This is a genomic window from Pantoea sp. ACRSC (genome assembly GCF_022346785.1).
Classification (GTDB): Bacteria; Pseudomonadota; Gammaproteobacteria; order Enterobacterales; family Enterobacteriaceae; genus Pantoea; species Pantoea alvi.
In genome coordinates this window covers 224,537-241,288 of the sequence record NZ_JAKRNN010000003.1, presented here as the reverse complement: position 1 = coordinate 241,288, position 16,752 = coordinate 224,537, and the positions used below count along the sequence as shown (strand labels likewise).

Below are 16,752 nucleotides of genomic sequence, written 5' to 3'. Positions count from 1 at the left end.
ACAGCGGGTCTACTCTTCGTCTCTTTCCCGGATTTGCGCCTGCAGATAGTTCTGGATGCCCAGCTTATTGATGAGATCCAGCTCGGTTTCAATCCAGTCGATATGGTGCTCTTCATCCGCGAGAATTTCGATCATCATGTCGCGGCTAACGTAGTCATGCACCTTATCCGCATAGGCGATCGCCTCGCGCAGGTCCTTCGCCCCTTCCAGCTCCAGCTGAAGATCGGCGCGCAGCATCTCCTCAACATCTTCGCCAATCCGCAACCGGCCTAAATCCTGCAAATTGGGAATCCCCTCCAGAAACAGAATACGCTCGATATATTTATCGGCGTGCTTCATCTCGTCGATGGATTCATGGTACTCGGTGTCGTTGAGGCGCATCAGGCCCCAGTTTTTGAACATTCGCGCATGAAGAAAGTACTGATTGATTGCAACCAGTTCATTTCCCAGCAATTTATTGAGATGGCTTATGATTTTAATGTCGCCCTTCATTTTGCTTCCTCCGCTTCCAGTTAAATTAGAGCGTAGATGCGGATAAAAAGAAGTCAAAAAAACGCGACCAAATCTGTGGGTATTACAGTCGGCACGCGCGAACGATCAGGCGATCTCTTTATAGAGCGGCACGTTTTGCAGCTCGTCTTCCATGATTTCTCGCGCTACGCGAATGCACTTACCGCACTGCTTTCCAACCGGGACAAGCTGGCGCAGCTGCTGGATAGATTTAGGCTGATAGCGGCGAACCGCCTCGCGGAGGGTTTTGTCACTGACGGCGTTACACAAACAAACGTACATTTACTGCTCACCTCGATCAATTTATGATCAAAGCTTAAATGAGAATAATTTTTATTTCAAACCCAGAATTAGTGTGGATAAGGCGGGTTGCGCAGGCCTCAGACAAAAAAAAAGAGCACCGAAGTGCTCTTTTCTGCTCTGGTGGCCCGAAGGCCACCTGCTAACGCAATTAAGCGATAACTTCAGCAACAACGCCCGCGCCAACGGTACGGCCGCCTTCGCGGATTGCGAAGCGCAGACCCTGGTCCATCGCGATCGGGTGGATCAGAGTAACGGTCATCTTGATGTTGTCGCCCGGCATTACCATCTCAACGCCTTCCGGCAGTTCGATGTTGCCAGTCACGTCAGTAGTACGGAAGTAGAACTGCGGACGGTAGCCTTTGAAGAACGGAGTGTGACGACCGCCTTCTTCTTTGGACAGAACGTATACTTCTGACACGAAAGTGGTGTGCGGCTTGATTGAGCCCGGCTTAGCCAGTACCTGGCCACGCTCGATCTCTTCACGCTTGATACCACGCAGCAGAACGCCGACGTTCTCACCAGCCTGACCCTGATCCAGCAGTTTGCGGAACATTTCAACGCCAGTACAGGTTGATTTCGCGGTGTCTTTGATACCAACGATTTCAACTTCGTCGCCCACTTTCACGATGCCGCGCTCAACACGACCGGTAACAACGGTACCACGGCCAGAGATTGAGAATACGTCTTCGATCGGCAGCAGGAACGGCAGGTCGATAGCACGAACCGGATCCGGGATATAGGTATCCAGGTGGCCAGCCAGCTCAACGATCTTCGCTTCCCACTCTGCGTCGCCTTCCAGTGCTTTCAGCGCTGAACCGCGAACGATCGGCGTGTCGTCGCCCGGGAAGTCGTACTGTGACAGCAGGTCACGAACTTCCATCTCAACCAGCTCCAGCAGCTCTTCGTCATCAACCATGTCGCACTTGTTCAGGAACACGATGATGTAAGGAACGCCAACCTGACGACCCAGCAGGATGTGCTCACGGGTCTGCGGCATCGGGCCGTCAGTCGCAGCAACAACCAGGATAGCGCCGTCCATCTGAGCAGCACCGGTGATCATGTTTTTCACGTAGTCGGCGTGGCCCGGGCAGTCAACGTGCGCGTAGTGACGAGTCGGGGTTTCGTACTCAACGTGAGAGGTGTTGATGGTGATACCACGAGCCTTCTCTTCCGGCGCGTTATCGATCTGGTCGAATGCGCGAGCCTGGCCGCCGTAGGTTTTAGCCAGAACGGTGGTGATTGCTGCAGTCAGGGTGGTTTTACCGTGGTCAACGTGACCGATGGTGCCCACGTTTACGTGCAGTTTGTTACGTTGAAATTGCTCTTTCGCCATGGCGATAATCCTTACTGTTATGCCTTCATCATTGATGAAGGCATCTGTTCACAATTTTTAAACCGTAGCCTTATTTGCTACGAGCTTCAATAACGGCCTGAGCGACGTTGTTCGGCGCATCATCGTACTTCAGGAACTCCATGGAGTAAGAAGCACGGCCTTTAGTCAGAGAACGCAACTGCGTCGCGTATCCGAACATTTCAGACAGCGGAACTTCAGCGTGAATCTGAACGCCGGTAGCGTTAGATTCCTGCCCTTTCAGCATACCACGACGACGGCTAAGGTCACCGATGACGTCACCGGTGTTCTCTTCCGGAGTCTCTACTTCAACCTTCATGATCGGCTCAAGCAGTACCGGCTGCGCTTTCTTAAAGCCATCTTTAAAGGCGATAGAAGCGGCCAGTTTAAACGCCAGCTCTGAGGAGTCCACGTCATGGTAAGAACCGAAGTGCAGACGCACGCCCAGATCAACAACCGGATAACCTGCCAGCGGGCCAGATTTCAGCTGTTCCTGGATGCCTTTGTCAACCGCAGGGATGTATTCGCCAGGAATCACACCACCTTTGATGTCGTTGACAAATTCGTAGCCTTTCGGGTTTGAACCCGGCTCCAGCGGGTACATGTCGATAACAACATGACCGTACTGACCGCGACCACCAGACTGCTTAGCGTGCTTACCTTCGATGTCGGTAACTTTAGAGCGAATTGCTTCGCGGTAAGCTACCTGCGGTTTGCCCACGTTCGCTTCAACGTTGAATTCACGCTTCATGCGGTCAACGATGATGTCGAGGTGCAGCTCACCCATACCAGCGATGATGGTCTGGTTAGATTCTTCGTCAGTCCATACGCGGAATGACGGGTCTTCTTTCGCCAGACGGCCCAGAGCCAGACCCATTTTTTCCTGGTCAGCTTTGGTTTTCGGCTCAACGGCGATAGAGATTACCGGCTCCGGGAACTCCATACGTTCCAGGATGATCGGGCTGTTCGGATCACACAGGGTATCACCGGTGATCACGTCTTTCAGACCGATTGCCGCTGCGATGTCGCCTGCGCGAACTTCGCTGATCTCTTCACGTTTGTTAGCGTGCATCTGTACGATACGGCCGAAACGCTCACGAGCAGATTTCACTGAGTTCAGTACGGTATCACCTGAGTTAACCACGCCAGAGTAGACGCGGAAGAAGGTCAGGTTGCCCACGAACGGGTCGTTGGCGATTTTGAACGCCAGCGCAGAGAACGGCTCGCTGTCGTCAGCGTGACGCTCAGCAGGCGTGTCTTTACCGTCGTCCAGCATACCGTTGATCGCAGGAACGTCAGTCGGTGCCGGCAGGTATTCAACCACGGCATCCAGCATTGCCTGAACACCTTTGTTCTTGAACGCAGAACCACAGGTAACCAGGATGATTTCGTTACGCAGTACGCGCTGACGCAGAGCGGTTTTGATCTCTTCTTCGCTCAGCTCTTCGCCGCTGAAGAATTTCTCCATCAGCTCTTCAGAAGCTTCTGCTGCTGCTTCGATCAGCTTGCCGCGCCATTCTTCAGCCAGTTCCTGCATGTCGGCCGGGATATCTTCGTAAACGAAGGTAACGCCCTGGTCGGCATCGTTCCAGTTGATGGCTTTCATTTTGATCAGGTCAACAACGCCGGTGAAGTTCTCTTCAGCGCCGATAGCCAGCTGCAGCGGAACCGGAGTCGCGCCCAGACGGGATTCGATCTGACCAACAACTTTCAGGAAGTTCGCGCCCATGCGGTCCATTTTGTTAACGAACGCAATACGCGGAACTTTATATTTGTTTGCCTGACGCCATACGGTCTCAGACTGCGGCTGCACGCCACCTACAGCACAGTAAACCATTACTGCGCCATCGAGCACACGCATTGAACGTTCTACTTCGATGGTGAAGTCAACGTGTCCAGGGGTGTCGATGATGTTGATACGGTGCGGCTCAAACTGCTTAGCCATACCGGACCAGAATGCGGTGGTCGCTGCAGACGTGATGGTGATACCACGCTCCTGCTCCTGCGCCATCCAGTCCATGGTCGCTGCGCCATCGTGTACTTCACCGATTTTGTGGTTAACACCGGTGTAGAACAGGATGCGCTCGGTCGTCGTGGTTTTACCGGCGTCGATGTGTGCGCTGATACCGATGTTACGGTAGCGCGCAATGGGTGTTGTACGAGCCATTTGATTCCTCTGATTCTCGGACGTTCAAAATTAGTCGAACCCAGCGGGTTAGCATTTTGCACGCCCGCTGGTTTAACAACAACTACGTGGCGATTACCAGCGGTAGTGAGCGAACGCCTTGTTGGCTTCTGCCATGCGGTGAACGTCTTCACGTTTCTTAACTGCAGTACCTTTGTTTTCTGCAGCGTCAGAAAGTTCGTTCGCCAGGCGGAGAGCCATAGATTTATCACCGCGTTTACGAGCAGCTTCTACGATCCAGCGCATTGCCAGGGCATTACGACGAACCGGACGGACTTCTACTGGTACCTGATAGGTAGAACCACCAACGCGACGTGACTTAACTTCGACAGTCGGACGCACGTTTTCGAGGGCTACTTCAAAGGCTTCCAGCTCGTTTTTACCAGAACGCTGAGCCAGGGTCTCAAGCGCGGTATAAACGATTGATTCAGCAGTAGATTTTTTACCATCTACCATCAGGATATTTACAAATTTGGCCAGCAGCTCTGATCCGAACTTAGGATCCGGCAGAATTTTACGCTGACCAATGACGCGACGACGTGGCATGGAAATACTCCGTTGTTAATTCAGGATTGTCCAAAACTCTACGAGTTTAGTTTGACATTTAAGTTAAAACGTTTGGCCTTACTTAACGGAGAACCATTAAGCCTTTGGCTTCTTCACGCCGTACTTGGAGCGAGCCTGCTTACGGTCTTTAACACCTGAGCAGTCCAGCGCGCCACGAACGGTGTGGTAACGCACACCTGGCAGGTCTTTAACACGACCGCCACGGATCAGGATCACGGAGTGTTCCTGCAGGTTATGACCTTCACCGCCGATATAGGAGGTAACTTCAAAACCGTTAGTCAGACGAACACGGCAAACTTTACGCAGTGCGGAGTTCGGTTTTTTCGGAGTGGTGGTGTACACACGGGTACAAACGCCACGTTTTTGCGGGCAAGCTTCCAGCGCAGGCACGTTGCTCTTTGCAACTTTGCGTACGCGTGGTTTGCGAACCAGCTGGTTAACTGTTGCCATTAAATAGCTCCTGGATTTGCTTTTGCTTCGTAAACACGTAATAAATCGCCCCGTATAACTACGAGGACGCAGAATTTTAGGGCTGAGCCAATAGGGTGTCAAGAAATAACCAGGCTTTACGACATTACCAGGTCATCTGCTGCTGATGTTTTTCAGTGAGCGCGACGAAACCAGTATAGTCCACCGGCCTTACTTTGGCTGAAATTTGAGCAGCAAGGCCGCGCGCGGTCACGTCCTCCGTCAGTACCCACAGGGTAGCGGGCGCAGTCAGCAAACGGCTCAGGGCGCTGCTGCCTTCCAGCGCGCCCAGCACGCCATCCTGCAGCAGCAGCAGATCGTCCTCTGCCGTCAGCAACAGCAGCAGCGTGTCGAGATCGCTGTAATAGGGTGAATGCATCAGGGTGTGCAACATAGGCGCTCTTAAAAGGTGATGATGCGATCGTAGGTCGCCAGCTGCTGCCGCAGCGCTGCCGCATCCAGAATCCCTACGTCCATTACGCGCGCGCCCTCCTCCGCCAGGCCGCGTTCGCGCAGCGCCTCACGGCTGATATAGCACTGTTCAATATCATACAGCGCCAGCACGCCGAAGGTGGCGGCGTGATTGCGCGCGAGAATAACGTCCGGCTGCTGGCCGGGCATCAGCTGCAGCACGCCGTCGCCAATAAAAAACAGCCCTATCGACTCGCTCAGCGCGCCGGTGGCCAGCGCGGCGTCGAGCCCTTCCCGGCCTGCGCTGCTGCCGTGCGGCGCGCGGGTAAATACAAAAGCGACGCGATTCATTAAAACTGCACCAGTCGATCGCAGCCGAGCGCGGCTTCCGCCAGCGCACCCAGGCCGCTAAGCTCAAACCCCGGCTGCAGATTGCTGCCTGCCAGCTGCAGCCGCTCTGCCTCCTGAGCGTCGGTAACGCCGCGACGCAGCGCGGCGGCCACGCAGATATTGAGCGCCACGCCCTGCTCCTGATGCAGCGCTTGCCAGGCGCGCACGATATCCGCCTCGTCGCTGGCCGGCGCGGTCAGCTCATTGGCGTTCAGCACGCCCTCGCGGTAGAAGAAGACGCTCTGCAGCTGATGGCCAGCAGCCAGCAGCGCGCGGGCGAACAGCAAGGCGCTGCTCGCCTGCTGCGTGCCGTAGGCTGGACCGGTCACCAGCAGGGTGTAGCGCATCAGCGCTCCTGCCCCTGGAAGTCGCCGTTCTTGAACTGGCGAATATAGAGATAGACGGTGTGCTTAGAGATATTGAGGCGATCCGCAACCTGGTTAATGGCGTCTTTGATATCAAAGATGCCCTTCTCATAGAGATTCAGCACGATCTGACGATTCTTGGCGTTATTGGAAACGTTGCGATCGGCGCTCACCTCTTCAATGGTGAACTCCAGCGTTTGCGTTACCAGATCCTCCACCGAGCTGGCGAAGTTAACGTTGGAATCGACCTGATGCATCTCCGGCGGCATAAAGGTCGACATAATCTGCGAGAACGGCACGTCGAGGTTCATGTTAATGCACAACAGCCCGATAACGCGCTGCTGCCGGTTGCGTATCGCGATAGTGACCGACTTCATCAGCACGCCGCTTTTAGCGCGGGTGAAGTAGGCGCGTGAAACGTTGCTGTCCGCGCCGTGCATATCGTGCAGCATGCGCAGCGCCAGATCGGTAATCGGTGAGCCCACTTTACGACCGGTGTGTTCGCCGTTGGCGATGCGCACCGCCGAACATTTCAGATCTTCCAGCGAGTGCAGCACGATTTCGCAGTGCGAACCAATCAGCATCGCCAGGCCGTCAACCACCGCCTCATAGGAGCGGAGGATATCGTAGTCCGTTTGCTCGAAGGGACGCTGCTCCAGTAAATCGAAGTCGCTCAGTTCGCCGGGATTGAATGGATTTGACATCGAAGACATTACCCTAAATGGCTGGAGCCTGTCTCAGCGCAGCGGGCAGACTCTTTTTATTGGGAAAGTTATGCAGAGGATAGTCTGGCAAATGTCGCTCGCTTATGCCAGAGCTTTGTCGCAGGGGGGAAATGAAACCGCCGCCCGAAGGCGGCGGCAGACAGATTATTGAGATTTCTTCGCGTCGGCGGCAGGCGCCTGCGCTTTCTCATCTGCTTTAGGCGCCGGCTTAATGTCGAGCAGTTCAACATCGAATACCAGCGTCGAGTTAGCCGGGATGCCCGGCACGCCATTTTTACCGTAGGCGAGCTGCGGCGGGATTACCAGCTTGATTTTACCGCCTTTCTTCACGTGCTTCAGACCTTCAGTCCAGCCTGGAATCACACCGTCAAGACGGAAAGAGAGCGGTTCGCCACGGGTATAGGAGTTGTCGAACTCGGTGCCGTCAATCAGCGTACCTTTGTAGTTCACGACAACGGTATCGCTGTCTTTCGGCGCGTCGCCGCTGCCTTCTTTCTCTACTTTATACAGCAGGCCAGATTCGGTTTTCTTCACGCCGCTCTCTTTGGCGAATTTGTCGGCAAAAGCGGTGCCTTTATCGGCGTTCTCTTTCGCGTCTTTTTCCATCTTCGCCTGCGCAGCGCCTTTCACACGGCCTTCAAAGGCCTGCAGCGTCTGCTCGATCTCTTGATCGGAGAGTTTGCTCTTGCCGCCGAACGCATCCTGAACGCCCGCGATCAGCTGCTCTTTGTCCAGCTTGATGCCCAGTTTCTCCTGTTCCTTCAGGGAGTTGTCCATGTAGCGACCCAGCGAGGCGCCCAGAGCATAGGCTGATTGCTGGTCTTCATTTTTGAAGGCCGCATTTTTCGGTGCCTGCGGTGCCGCATCGGTCGCAGCAGGCGCTGCGGTCGCTTCGGCTGCCATCGCCAGCGGCGCGTTCAGCGCGATGGCCATGGTGGTGGCTAACATAGTGACTTTAAACAGTGATTTCATCCTTTCTCCAAAACCGAAGCGTCTCACCTCGGGAATTATTGCGGACTAAAGGCCCACACTATAACTGTACGCGGCAGCGGCGAACACTCCCGCAGCGTAATTACCCGGTTCTCCTCCGACCTTTTTTGCATCAGGAAGTTTCATCAGAGATGATGCTGCCACAGCCGTTATTCAACCCTTTGCAGGCGAGACGGCAAAGAAATCGGGTGATTCTTACCGGGGAAGCCGTAGAATCAGCGTCTGATGCGAGATTCGCAGCGTCGAACCAGGAGGAGAGGTCATGCAACAATCAGAGTGGGAACAACGGCTTGAAGCGCTGGAAAGCAAGCTGGCCTTTCAGGAGCTGACTATCGATCAGCTTAATCAGACGGTGGTGCAGCACGAGCTGGAGATGGCGAAAATGCGCGAGCAGCAGCGCCTGCTGCTGGATAAGCTAAAAGCGGCCGCGCCGTCGATGGTCGCGTCGCAGTCGGAGGAGACGCCGCCTCCGCATTATTGATCTGTTCAGACCGGCTGCGCATTCTTCGATCGCAAAGGCAAAAAAAAGCCACCTCGAAGGTGGCCTTTGAAATCTGGGTGGCTTAGTGGCTGCAGCCGCAACCGCCGTGGCTGCCGCAGCCGCCGTTGCCGTGATCGTGACCATGGTCATGATCATGGTCATGGTCGTGACCGTGCTCGCCGTGAACGTGACCGTGCGCCAGCTCTTCCGGGGTCGCTTCGCGGATCGCGACAACTTCCACGTTGAAGTTCAGGTTCTGGCCCGCCAGCATATGGTTGCCGTCAACCACCACGTGCTCGTCTTCCACTTCGGTGATTTCGACCGGAACCGGACCCTGATCGGTTTCCGCCAGGAAGCGCATGCCAACCTGCAGTTCGTCAACGCCCATAAAGACGTCTTTAGGTACGCGCTGCACCAGGTTGTCGTCATACTGGCCGTATGCATCGTTAGCCGGAATATGCACGTCAAACTTGTCGCCGACATCGTGATTTTCCAGCGCTTTTTCCAGACCAGAAATCAGGGAACCATGACCGTGCAGATAGTCTAACGGCGCACTTACCGGCGACTCGTCAACCAACACACCATCTTCTGTACGTACCTGATAGGCCAGGCTCACCACCAGGTCTTTTGCTACTTTCATGATATCTCCTAACCGTTGAGAACTGAGATCCCGTCTCATTGGTCTATTCTTACGTGCAATAACACCAACCAGAAAGGTTCGGGGCTGAGGTCGCCTCTTGTGCGACGCGATTAACCTCAGCGTTAGTGGCGCCGATTGTATCGGAATTCAATCCCACTGTAAGTTTAAGCGTAAAAAAAGCTGCGCCATTTCGCTACTCAGGATGGAAAATACCTATCACTTGCTCCTGGCTGCGAACCTGATCGCGAACCTGCTTATCCGCCTCGCGCATCTGATGTCCACACTTCACGCACTCCACGACGTCGACATTGTTTTCACGCCACATCGCCAGCGTGTCTTTTTCCTGACAGTGCGGGCAAACCGCACCGGCAATAAATCGTTTACGCATAATGGTTAACCTGTGTGCTGTTACTGATCTTCATCCCAGTCGTCAATCTGCCGTCTCTCATGCTGCATCTCGCGCCGGAAAATATCCTCCAGCTCGCGCCGCGCCTCGCGCACGCGGGAGATCTGCGCGTTGTCGGTGTGGTTCGGCATCAGCTCGCGCAGCATGCGCATATCGAGGCGGCGGAAGTGCAGCTGCGCGCGCTGCGCCTGATGCGGATGCATACCCACCGAAATCAGCGCCTTGCGTCCCAGCTCCAGCGCGCTGGAGAAGGTTTCGCGCGAGAACTGCGTGACGCCCGCCTGCAGCAGCTCGTGCGCTTCCACGCGTCCGCGGGCCCGCGCCACGATCTCCAGCTGCGGGAAATGCTGCTGGCAGAGGTGCACAATCGCCATGGTATCTTCCGGCTCGTTGCAGGTAATCACAATCGACTGCGCGCTGGCCGCGCCGGCGGCGCGCAGCAGCTCAAGCTCGGTGGCGTCGCCATAGTAAACCTTGTAGCCGTACTTGCGCATCAGGCTTACCGCGCTGATGTCGCGCTCCAGCACCGTAATCCTTTTATTATTGGCCATCAGCAGACGACCCACCACCTGCCCCATGCGTCCGAAGCCCACCACAATCACCTGCGGCTGGTCATCTTCCACAAACGGCTTTTCGCCATCTTCATCGACTTCATTAAAGCGTCGCGCCAGCAGCTTATCGATCGCCTGCATCAGCAGCGGCGTGGTCATCATCGACAGCGTGACCGTCACCAGCAGCAGCGGCAGCTGATCGCCGGTGAAAAGATGCGCCGAAGAGGCAGCGGAAAAGAGCACAAAGGCGAATTCGCCGCCCTGGCTCAGCACGCCGGCGAACTGCTGACGCTCGGAGCTGCGCAGGCCGTAGACGCGCGCCAGCACGTAAAGCACCAGCGTTTTCACCGTGACCAGAATCAGCACGCCGAGCAGGATCTCCAGAATATGGGTATAGAGCACGCCAAGGTTGAGCGCCATGCCAACGGAGATAAAGAACAGCCCGAGCAGCAGCCCCTTAAAGGGATCGATGGCGACCTCCAGCTCGTGGCGATACTCGCTTTCCGCCAGCAGGATGCCGGCGATAAAAGTACCCAGCGCCATCGACAGGCCGAGCGCGTCCATAAAAAGCGCCGAACCCAGCACCAGCAGCAGCGCAGCGGCGGTGAAGACCTCGCGCACGCCGGAGGCGGCGATAAAGCGGAAAATCGGCCGCAGCAGGTAGCGCCCGCCCACCAGCATGCCGGCGAACGCCAGCACCTTCATGCCAATCTTCATCCAGTCGATATTGCCGCTGTCGCTGCCCGCCAGCAGCGGTACCAGCGCCAGCGCCGGGATAACCGCCAGGTCCTGAAACAGCAGCACCGAGAAGCCGAGCTGCCCCGCCTCGCTGCGGTTCATGCCTTTATCGCGCATCAGCTGCAGCGCCATCGCGGTGGAGGACATGGCGAGGCCGATGCCGCCAATCACCGCCGCCTGCCAGCTAAAGTCGCTGAGCCACAGCAGCGCGCCGAGAATGCCGGCGGAGATCAGCACCTGCGCCGCGCCGACGCCGAAAATCGAACGCCGCAGCGCCCAGAGCTTCGAAGGGTTCAGCTCCAGCCCGATGATAAACATCAGGAACACCACGCCCAGCTCCGAGAAGTGCAGGATCTCTTCCACGTCGCTGATAAAACCCAGCCCCCAGGGACCGATCGCGATGCCGGCCACCAGATAGCCCAGCACGGCCCCGATGCCAAGCCGCGCGGCGACAGGCACGATCAGCACCGCCGCCACCAGATAGATCACGCCTGCGGTCAGCAGCGTTTGTCCTTCCATCAGAGACCTCCGTTGGGCAGCGGCGCGGCCAGCCATTCGCCATAGGCGCGGGCGAAGTGGCTCATCACCTCTTTCGGCTGTCGTCGCGCCCAGTACAGGATCATCGGCGTCATCCAGTGCATGCGGCACATCTGCGCGGTCAGCTCGAACGGGCGCATAATGTCCGACATGGAATAGCGGTTGAGGCCGCTCTGCTGATAGGCACTCTCCGGCTCGCCGGTGGTAATCACGCTGCGCCAGTATTTGCCCTCCAGCGCGTTGCCGTCGACGCCGCTGGCGAAGCCGCGCGACAGCACGCGATCCAGCCACTCTTTCAGCAGCGCAGGACAGCTATAGGTATAAAGCGGATGCTGGAAAACGATGACCTGATGCTCGCGCAGCAGCTGCTGTTCATAGTGAATATCAATAAAGAAATCAGGATAGTGCGCGTACAGATCGTGTACGGTGACGTTTTCCTGTTTCTGCGCCGACTGCAGCAGAACCCGATTCGCTATCGACTCCTGCATTTCCGGATGAGCGTAAAGCAGCAAAACTTTTGCTGGCTGCGACATAGTTATCCTCTTCCAAAGCGTCGTCATAGCGGCGCTTTTCCGCTACCATGCACGACGCGACACCCTCTAATTATGTGGTGGGTAAATTAACATATTCTGACGATACGGCGCTTATGATTGTCTTTTCTTCTCTGCAAATCCGCCGCGGCGTCCGCGTGCTGCTCGATAACGCTTCCGCCACCATTAATCCCGGTCAGAAAGTCGGCCTGGTGGGTAAAAACGGCTGCGGTAAATCGACCCTGCTGTCGCTGTTAAAAGGCGAGATCGCCAGCGACGCGGGCGGCGTGACCTTTCCCGGCAACTGGGCGCTGGCCTGGGTTAACCAGGAGACTCCGGCGCTGAGCAAACCGGCGCTGGAATACGTTATCGACGGCGATCGCGAATACCGCGAGCTTGAGGCGCAGCTGGCGGACGCCAACCAGCGCAACGACGGCAACGCCATCGCCCTGCTGCACGGCAAGCTGGACGCGATTCAGGCCTGGAGCATTCACGCCCGCGCCTCAAGCCTGCTGCACGGCCTGGGCTTTAGCCAGGAGCAGCTGAACCGCCCGGTGAGCGACTTTTCCGGCGGCTGGCGCATGCGCCTTAACCTTGCGCAGGCGCTGGTCTGCCGTTCGGATCTGCTGCTGCTCGACGAACCCACCAACCACCTCGATCTCGACGCGGTGATCTGGCTGGAGCGCTGGCTGAAAAGCTATGAGGGCACGCTGATCCTGATTTCGCATGACCGCGACTTCCTCGATCCGGTGGTAGATAAGATAATTCATATCGAGCAGGAGAGCCTGTTCGAATACACCGGCAACTACAGCTCGTTCGAACGGCAGCGCGTCGCGAAGCTGGCGCAGCAGCAGGCGCTGTTTGAAAGCCAGCAGGAGAAAGTGGCGCATCTGCAAAGCTATATCGATCGCTTCCGCGCCAAGGCTTCGAAAGCGAAGCAGGCGCAGAGCCGCATCAAAATGCTGGAGCGGATGGAGATGATCGCCCCGGCGCACGTCGATAACCCGTTCAGCTTTAGCTTCCGCGCGCCGGAAAGCCTGCCAAACCCGCTGCTGAAGATGGAGAAGGTCACCGCCGGCTACGGCGAGCGCATTATTCTCGACGCCATCAAGCTCAACCTGGTGCCGGGCTCGCGCATCGGCCTGCTGGGGCGTAACGGCGCGGGCAAATCAACGCTGATTAAGCTGCTGGCGGGCGAGCTGACCCCGCTCGACGGCGAGGTCGGGCTGGCGAAAGGCATTAAGCTTGGCTACTTCGCGCAGCATCAGCTGGAGTATCTGCGCAGCGACGAGTCGCCGCTGCAGCACCTGGCGCGCCTTGCGCCGAAGGTGCTGGAGCAGCAGCTGCGCGACTATCTTGGCGGCTTCGGCTTCCAGGGAGACAAAGTCAGCGAAGTTACGGCGCGCTTCTCCGGCGGCGAAAAGGCGCGGCTGGTGCTGGCGCTGATCGTCTGGCAGCGCCCTAACCTGCTGCTGCTCGACGAACCCACTAACCACCTCGATCTCGATATGCGCCAGGCGCTGACCGAAGCGCTCATCGACTTCGAAGGCGCGCTGGTGGTGGTGTCGCACGATCGCCATCTGCTGCGCGCCACCACCGACGATCTCTATCTGGTGCATGACCGCAAGGTTGATGTCTTCCCGGGCGATCTGGAGGATTACCAGCAGTGGCTGAGCGACCTGCAGAAGCAGCAGGCGCAGGCGGACGCCGCGCCGAAGCAGGAGAACGGCAACAGCGCGCAGGCGCGCAAAGATCAGAAGCGTCGCGACGCTGAACTGCGTGCTCAGACGCAGCCGCTGCGCAAAGAGATCGAGAAGCTGGAGAAGCAGATGGCGAAATGGCAGAGCCAGCTCTCCGAAGCGGAAAACCAGCTGGCCGACGGCGATATTTACGATCCCGCGCGCAAAGCCGACTTAACCGCGGCGTTGCAGCGTCAGGCGGAGAGCAAAGCGGCGCTGGAAGAGGTCGAGATGGCGTGGCTGGATGCGCAGGAGCAGCTGGAGGCGATGCTCGCCTCCTGACGGTTAGCTGTTAATTTCAGTTTTCAGCGGACTTAAAACGATCGTACCGGCGCGAGACAAGGCGCCAGCCGCGCCATAAGCGGAGCATACTGATGTATGTGAGCATTATGGCGCGGCGCAGCAACGCCGTCGCAGCCCGGTACGGACGTTTTAAAAAGGCCGATCCCCCAGCACCGTCGCCCGGTGCATCACCCGCCTTGCCGGATAATAATCCGCATTCGCATAGTGCTGCGTCACGCGGTTATCCCAGATCGCCACGTCGTCTGGCTGCCAGCGCCAGCGCACCTGAAACTCCGGTTTGGTCGCATGGGCATAGAGCAGTTCCAGCAGCGCGTGACTCTCTTTTTCGCTCAGCTCGACAATACGCGTGGTAAAACCTTCATTCACAAACAGCGCCTTGCGCCCGCTGACCGGATGGGTGCGGATCACCGGATGCTGCACCGGCGGATGCTTCGCCACGGCCTCCTGCCAGCGCTGATGCTCCTCTTCGCTGCGGCGATACTTATACTCCTGGAACGACTTCCTGAAGTCGTGCTCGGCATGTAGCCCATCCAGCAACGTCTTAATCGGGGCGGAGAGGGTTTCATAGGCCGCGATGCCGCTCGCCCAGAGGGTATCGCCGCCTGATTCAGGCAGCAGCTTCGACGCCAGAATCGCCACCGCTGGCGGCGTGTCGATAAAGGTCACGTCGGTGTGCCAGTTGTCGTTGTCCGGCGGATTATCCTGATGGGTATCCAGCACGATGATCTCCTCTACGCCGTCGGCGTGCGGGTAAACCGGATGGATATGCAGGTCGCCGAAGCGCGCCGCCAGCGCGCGCTGCTGGTGCGGGGTCAACTGCTGGTCGCGCAGAAACAGCACCTGATGGCGCAGCAGCGCGTGGTAAAGCTGCTCAAACTGGGCGTCGCTGAGCGGCCGGGTTAAATCAACATTCGTCACCTGCGCGCCGATATAAGGGCCGAGCGCGGTAATGTTCAGCTTTTCGTTCATTGTTGTTCTCCGTTCCAGGGCGTCAACCGACGCTGCAGGGCGCGCAGCCCCAGTTCTAAGGTAAAGGCAATCAGCGCAATCACCGCGATACCCGCCAGCACCACGTCGGTCGCCAGAAACTCGCCGGCGGACTGCACCATAAAGCCAAGCCCGCGCGTCGCGGCGATCAGTTCGGCGGCCACCAGCGTCGACCAGCCGACGCCAAGACCGATGCGCAGACCGGTCAGGATCTCCGGCAGCGCGCCAGGCAGGATCACCCAGCGCAGTAGCTGCCAGCGGCTGGCGCCCAGCGACTGAGCGGCGCGAATGCGCACCTGCTGCGTATTGCGCACCCCCGCCAGGGTCGAGAGCGTTACCGGCGCAAAAATCGCCAGATAGATCAGCAGGATTTTGGAGGTCTCCCCGATGCCGAACCAGATCACCATCAGCGGCAAATAGGCGAGCGGCGGGACGGGGCGGTAGAGCTCAATCAGCGGGTCGAGCAGGCCGCGCACCGCCGGACTCAGGCCCATCGCGATGCCGACCGGAATGCCGATGGCCGCCGCGGCGAACAGGGCAACCAGCATGCGCGTCAGGCTGGCAGCGAGATGCTGCCACAGCGTGGCGTCCATAAAGCCCTGCGGACTGGCGATCAGCAGCAGCTTGCTCAGCACCTGCTGCGGCGCCGGCAGAAACAGCGGGCTAATCAGGCCCAGCGCCGTGATGCTCCACCAGATCAGCAGCAGCAGCGCCAGACTCAGCAGGCTCAGGCTGAACGAGCGGGAAAAAGGCCAGCGCAAGCGCCGACGCGCCACCGTGGTTTTGTCGTTGATCACCGCGCTCATGCAAAGGCCTCCCGCTGCTCGAATACCCGGCTCAGCACATATTCGCGCTGCGCAATAAAAGCGGGATCGGATTTAATGGCGCGGCAGGGTTCGCCGGCGGCAAAACGCTGCCCGAAGTTAAGCTTCAGGCGCTCCAGGATGCGGCCCGGCCCGGGCGAAAGCAGCAGCAGCTCGCTGGCGAGAAACACCGCCTCTTCGATATCGTGCGTGATAAGGAAAATTTGCTTGCCGCTGTCGCGCCACAGCGTCAGCAGCAGCGTCTGCATCTGCTCGCGGGTAAAGGCGTCCAGCGCGCCGAAAGGCTCGTCGAGCAGCAGCAGCTGCGGATCCGCCGCCAGCGCGCGGGCGATGCCGACGCGCTGCCGCTGGCCGCCGGAGAGCTGCCAGATGGGGCGGTTTTCCGCCCCTTCCAGCCCGACCTTTTTAATCAGCCGGCGTGCGATGGCGTTACGTTCGCCGCGCGCCATCCCGGCGAGCTGCAGACCAAAAGCGACGTTGTCCAGCACGTTACGCCACGGCAGCAGCCCCTCATGCTGAAACACCACGCCGCGCTCCGCGCCTGGCCCGCTGATGGTTTTCCCCTCCAGCGTGATGCTGCCGGACTCCACCGGCAAAAAGCCGGCGATCAGGTTAAGCAGCGTGGTTTTGCCGCAGCCCGAGGGACCGAGCGCCACCAGCAGTTCGCCTTTATCGATCTGCAGATTAATATCCTGCAGCGCCGGGCGTCCGTCATAACGGGCGTTGAGGTGAGCGATGCGCAGCATGAGGC

20 protein-coding genes are annotated in these 16,752 nt (G+C 57.9%); 2 read left to right on the top strand and 18 right to left on the bottom strand.

Annotated elements, in window-relative coordinates; all coding sequences use genetic code 11:
• Positions 1-9: 9 nt before the first annotated feature.
• The 11 genes from bfr to fkpA form a co-directional block, all read right to left on the bottom strand.
• Positions 10-492, bottom strand: coding sequence for a bacterioferritin (bfr, locus tag MHZ97_RS05900; RefSeq protein ID WP_103797666.1), 483 nt, complete (start codon positions 490-492; stop codon positions 10-12).
• 105 nt (positions 493-597) lie between these two features.
• Complete coding sequence (bfd, locus tag MHZ97_RS05895; protein ID WP_033752979.1) at positions 598-792, bottom strand: bacterioferritin-associated ferredoxin; 195 nt, start codon at positions 790-792, stop codon at positions 598-600.
• 169 nt (positions 793-961) lie between these two features.
• The gene (tuf, locus tag MHZ97_RS05890; RefSeq protein ID WP_224481567.1) at positions 962-2,146 is read right to left on the bottom strand and encodes an elongation factor Tu; all 1,185 of its coding nucleotides are present in this window, start codon (positions 2,144-2,146) and stop codon (positions 962-964) included.
• Positions 2,147-2,216: 70 nt separating this feature from the next.
• On the bottom strand, positions 2,217-4,331 hold the full coding sequence (gene fusA / locus MHZ97_RS05885) for an elongation factor G (RefSeq protein ID WP_103796388.1): 2,115 nt from the start codon (positions 4,329-4,331) through the stop codon (positions 2,217-2,219).
• A 93-nt stretch (positions 4,332-4,424) separates the two neighbouring features.
• Positions 4,425-4,895, bottom strand: a complete 471-nt coding sequence (rpsG, locus tag MHZ97_RS05880) for a 30S ribosomal protein S7 (protein WP_013510774.1) — start codon at positions 4,893-4,895, stop codon at positions 4,425-4,427.
• A gap of 96 nt (positions 4,896-4,991) precedes the next feature.
• Complete coding sequence (gene rpsL, locus MHZ97_RS05875; RefSeq protein ID WP_003852912.1) at positions 4,992-5,366, bottom strand: 30S ribosomal protein S12; 375 nt, start codon at positions 5,364-5,366, stop codon at positions 4,992-4,994.
• Positions 5,367-5,490: 124 nt separating this feature from the next.
• A complete protein-coding gene (gene tusB / locus MHZ97_RS05870) occupies positions 5,491-5,778 on the bottom strand; it encodes a sulfurtransferase complex subunit TusB (RefSeq protein WP_103796387.1) in 288 nt (95 codons plus the stop codon).
• A gap of 8 nt (positions 5,779-5,786) precedes the next feature.
• Positions 5,787-6,146, bottom strand: a complete 360-nt coding sequence (gene tusC / locus MHZ97_RS05865) for a sulfurtransferase complex subunit TusC (protein WP_239314883.1) — start codon at positions 6,144-6,146, stop codon at positions 5,787-5,789.
• The gene (gene tusD / locus MHZ97_RS05860; RefSeq protein ID WP_103796385.1) at positions 6,146-6,532 is read right to left on the bottom strand and encodes a sulfurtransferase complex subunit TusD; all 387 of its coding nucleotides are present in this window, start codon (positions 6,530-6,532) and stop codon (positions 6,146-6,148) included. The genes tusC and tusD overlap by 1 nt, the downstream gene beginning before the upstream one ends.
• Entirely contained in the window at positions 6,532-7,254 is a 723-nt protein-coding gene (locus MHZ97_RS05855; protein ID WP_033752999.1) for a transcriptional regulator, read from the bottom strand. Before MHZ97_RS05855 ends, tusD begins: the two co-directional genes overlap by 1 nt.
• Before the next feature lie 165 nt (positions 7,255-7,419).
• Positions 7,420-8,247 (bottom strand): FKBP-type peptidyl-prolyl cis-trans isomerase, encoded by an 828-nt coding sequence (gene fkpA / locus MHZ97_RS05850; RefSeq protein ID WP_103796383.1) that lies wholly within the window; start codon positions 8,245-8,247, stop codon positions 7,420-7,422.
• Positions 8,248-8,527: 280 nt separating this feature from the next.
• On the opposite strand from fkpA, the gene MHZ97_RS05845 reads away from it, so the two are divergent.
• The gene (locus tag MHZ97_RS05845; protein WP_033753004.1) at positions 8,528-8,746 is read left to right on the top strand and encodes a SlyX family protein; all 219 of its coding nucleotides are present in this window, start codon (positions 8,528-8,530) and stop codon (positions 8,744-8,746) included.
• 82 nt (positions 8,747-8,828) lie between these two features.
• Here the strand turns inward: MHZ97_RS05845 and slyD are convergent, their stop codons facing one another.
• The 4 genes from slyD to kefG all read right to left on the bottom strand — a co-directional run bounded on the left by slyD (position 8,829) and on the right by kefG (position 12,151).
• Complete coding sequence (slyD, locus tag MHZ97_RS05840) at positions 8,829-9,386, bottom strand: peptidylprolyl isomerase (protein WP_103796382.1); 558 nt, start codon at positions 9,384-9,386, stop codon at positions 8,829-8,831.
• 193 nt (positions 9,387-9,579) lie between these two features.
• Complete coding sequence (locus tag MHZ97_RS05835; RefSeq protein WP_033753007.1) at positions 9,580-9,774, bottom strand: YheV family putative zinc ribbon protein; 195 nt, start codon at positions 9,772-9,774, stop codon at positions 9,580-9,582.
• 20 nt (positions 9,775-9,794) lie between these two features.
• Positions 9,795-11,600 carry a glutathione-regulated potassium-efflux system protein KefB gene (gene kefB, locus MHZ97_RS05830; RefSeq protein ID WP_103796381.1) on the bottom strand — a complete coding sequence of 602 codons (1,806 nt, stop codon included), beginning with the start codon at positions 11,598-11,600 and terminating at the stop codon, positions 9,795-9,797.
• The gene (gene kefG / locus MHZ97_RS05825; RefSeq protein WP_103796380.1) at positions 11,600-12,151 is read right to left on the bottom strand and encodes a glutathione-regulated potassium-efflux system ancillary protein KefG; all 552 of its coding nucleotides are present in this window, start codon (positions 12,149-12,151) and stop codon (positions 11,600-11,602) included. The genes kefB and kefG overlap by 1 nt, the downstream gene beginning before the upstream one ends.
• Positions 12,152-12,264: 113 nt before the next feature.
• Between kefG and MHZ97_RS05820 the strand changes: the two genes are divergently transcribed.
• Entirely contained in the window at positions 12,265-14,169 is a 1,905-nt protein-coding gene (locus tag MHZ97_RS05820) for an ABC transporter ATP-binding protein (RefSeq protein ID WP_239314884.1), read from the top strand.
• 150 nt (positions 14,170-14,319) lie between these two features.
• Here the strand turns inward: MHZ97_RS05820 and tauD are convergent, their stop codons facing one another.
• The 3 genes from tauD to tauB are packed head-to-tail and all read right to left on the bottom strand — an operon-like array spanning position 14,320 to position 16,747.
• Positions 14,320-15,159 (bottom strand): taurine dioxygenase, encoded by an 840-nt coding sequence (gene tauD / locus MHZ97_RS05815; protein WP_103796378.1) that lies wholly within the window; start codon positions 15,157-15,159, stop codon positions 14,320-14,322.
• On the bottom strand, positions 15,156-15,983 hold the full coding sequence (tauC, locus tag MHZ97_RS05810) for a taurine ABC transporter permease TauC (protein ID WP_103796377.1): 828 nt from the start codon (positions 15,981-15,983) through the stop codon (positions 15,156-15,158). The genes tauD and tauC overlap by 4 nt, the downstream gene beginning before the upstream one ends.
• The gene (gene tauB, locus MHZ97_RS05805) at positions 15,980-16,747 is read right to left on the bottom strand and encodes a taurine ABC transporter ATP-binding subunit (protein ID WP_224481600.1); all 768 of its coding nucleotides are present in this window, start codon (positions 16,745-16,747) and stop codon (positions 15,980-15,982) included. Before tauB ends, tauC begins: the two co-directional genes overlap by 4 nt.
• Positions 16,748-16,752: the final 5 nt, after the last annotated feature.

Coding starts and splice junctions, on each gene's coding strand:
- bfr (WP_103797666.1), bottom strand. CDS start 492: ATGAAGGGCGACATTAAAATCATAAGCCATCTCAATAAATTGCTGGGA.
- bfd (WP_033752979.1), bottom strand. CDS start 792: ATGTACGTTTGTTTGTGTAACGCCGTCAGTGACAAAACCCTCCGCGAG.
- tuf (WP_224481567.1), bottom strand. CDS start 2,146: ATGGCGAAAGAGCAATTTCAACGTAACAAACTGCACGTAAACGTGGGC.
- fusA (WP_103796388.1), bottom strand. CDS start 4,331: ATGGCTCGTACAACACCCATTGCGCGCTACCGTAACATCGGTATCAGC.
- rpsG (WP_013510774.1), bottom strand. CDS start 4,895: ATGCCACGTCGTCGCGTCATTGGTCAGCGTAAAATTCTGCCGGATCCT.
- rpsL (WP_003852912.1), bottom strand. CDS start 5,366: ATGGCAACAGTTAACCAGCTGGTTCGCAAACCACGCGTACGCAAAGTT.
- tusB (WP_103796387.1), bottom strand. CDS start 5,778: ATGTTGCACACCCTGATGCATTCACCCTATTACAGCGATCTCGACACG.
- tusC (WP_239314883.1), bottom strand. CDS start 6,146: ATGAATCGCGTCGCTTTTGTATTTACCCGCGCGCCGCACGGCAGCAGC.
- tusD (WP_103796385.1), bottom strand. CDS start 6,532: ATGCGCTACACCCTGCTGGTGACCGGTCCAGCCTACGGCACGCAGCAG.
- MHZ97_RS05855 (WP_033752999.1), bottom strand. CDS start 7,254: ATGTCAAATCCATTCAATCCCGGCGAACTGAGCGACTTCGATTTACTG.
- fkpA (WP_103796383.1), bottom strand. CDS start 8,247: ATGAAATCACTGTTTAAAGTCACTATGTTAGCCACCACCATGGCCATC.
- MHZ97_RS05845 (WP_033753004.1), top strand. CDS start 8,528: ATGCAACAATCAGAGTGGGAACAACGGCTTGAAGCGCTGGAAAGCAAG.
- slyD (WP_103796382.1), bottom strand. CDS start 9,386: ATGAAAGTAGCAAAAGACCTGGTGGTGAGCCTGGCCTATCAGGTACGT.
- MHZ97_RS05835 (WP_033753007.1), bottom strand. CDS start 9,774: ATGCGTAAACGATTTATTGCCGGTGCGGTTTGCCCGCACTGTCAGGAA.
- kefB (WP_103796381.1), bottom strand. CDS start 11,600: ATGGAAGGACAAACGCTGCTGACCGCAGGCGTGATCTATCTGGTGGCG.
- kefG (WP_103796380.1), bottom strand. CDS start 12,151: ATGTCGCAGCCAGCAAAAGTTTTGCTGCTTTACGCTCATCCGGAAATG.
- MHZ97_RS05820 (WP_239314884.1), top strand. CDS start 12,265: ATGATTGTCTTTTCTTCTCTGCAAATCCGCCGCGGCGTCCGCGTGCTG.
- tauD (WP_103796378.1), bottom strand. CDS start 15,159: ATGAACGAAAAGCTGAACATTACCGCGCTCGGCCCTTATATCGGCGCG.
- tauC (WP_103796377.1), bottom strand. CDS start 15,983: ATGAGCGCGGTGATCAACGACAAAACCACGGTGGCGCGTCGGCGCTTG.
- tauB (WP_224481600.1), bottom strand. CDS start 16,747: ATGCTGCGCATCGCTCACCTCAACGCCCGTTATGACGGACGCCCGGCG.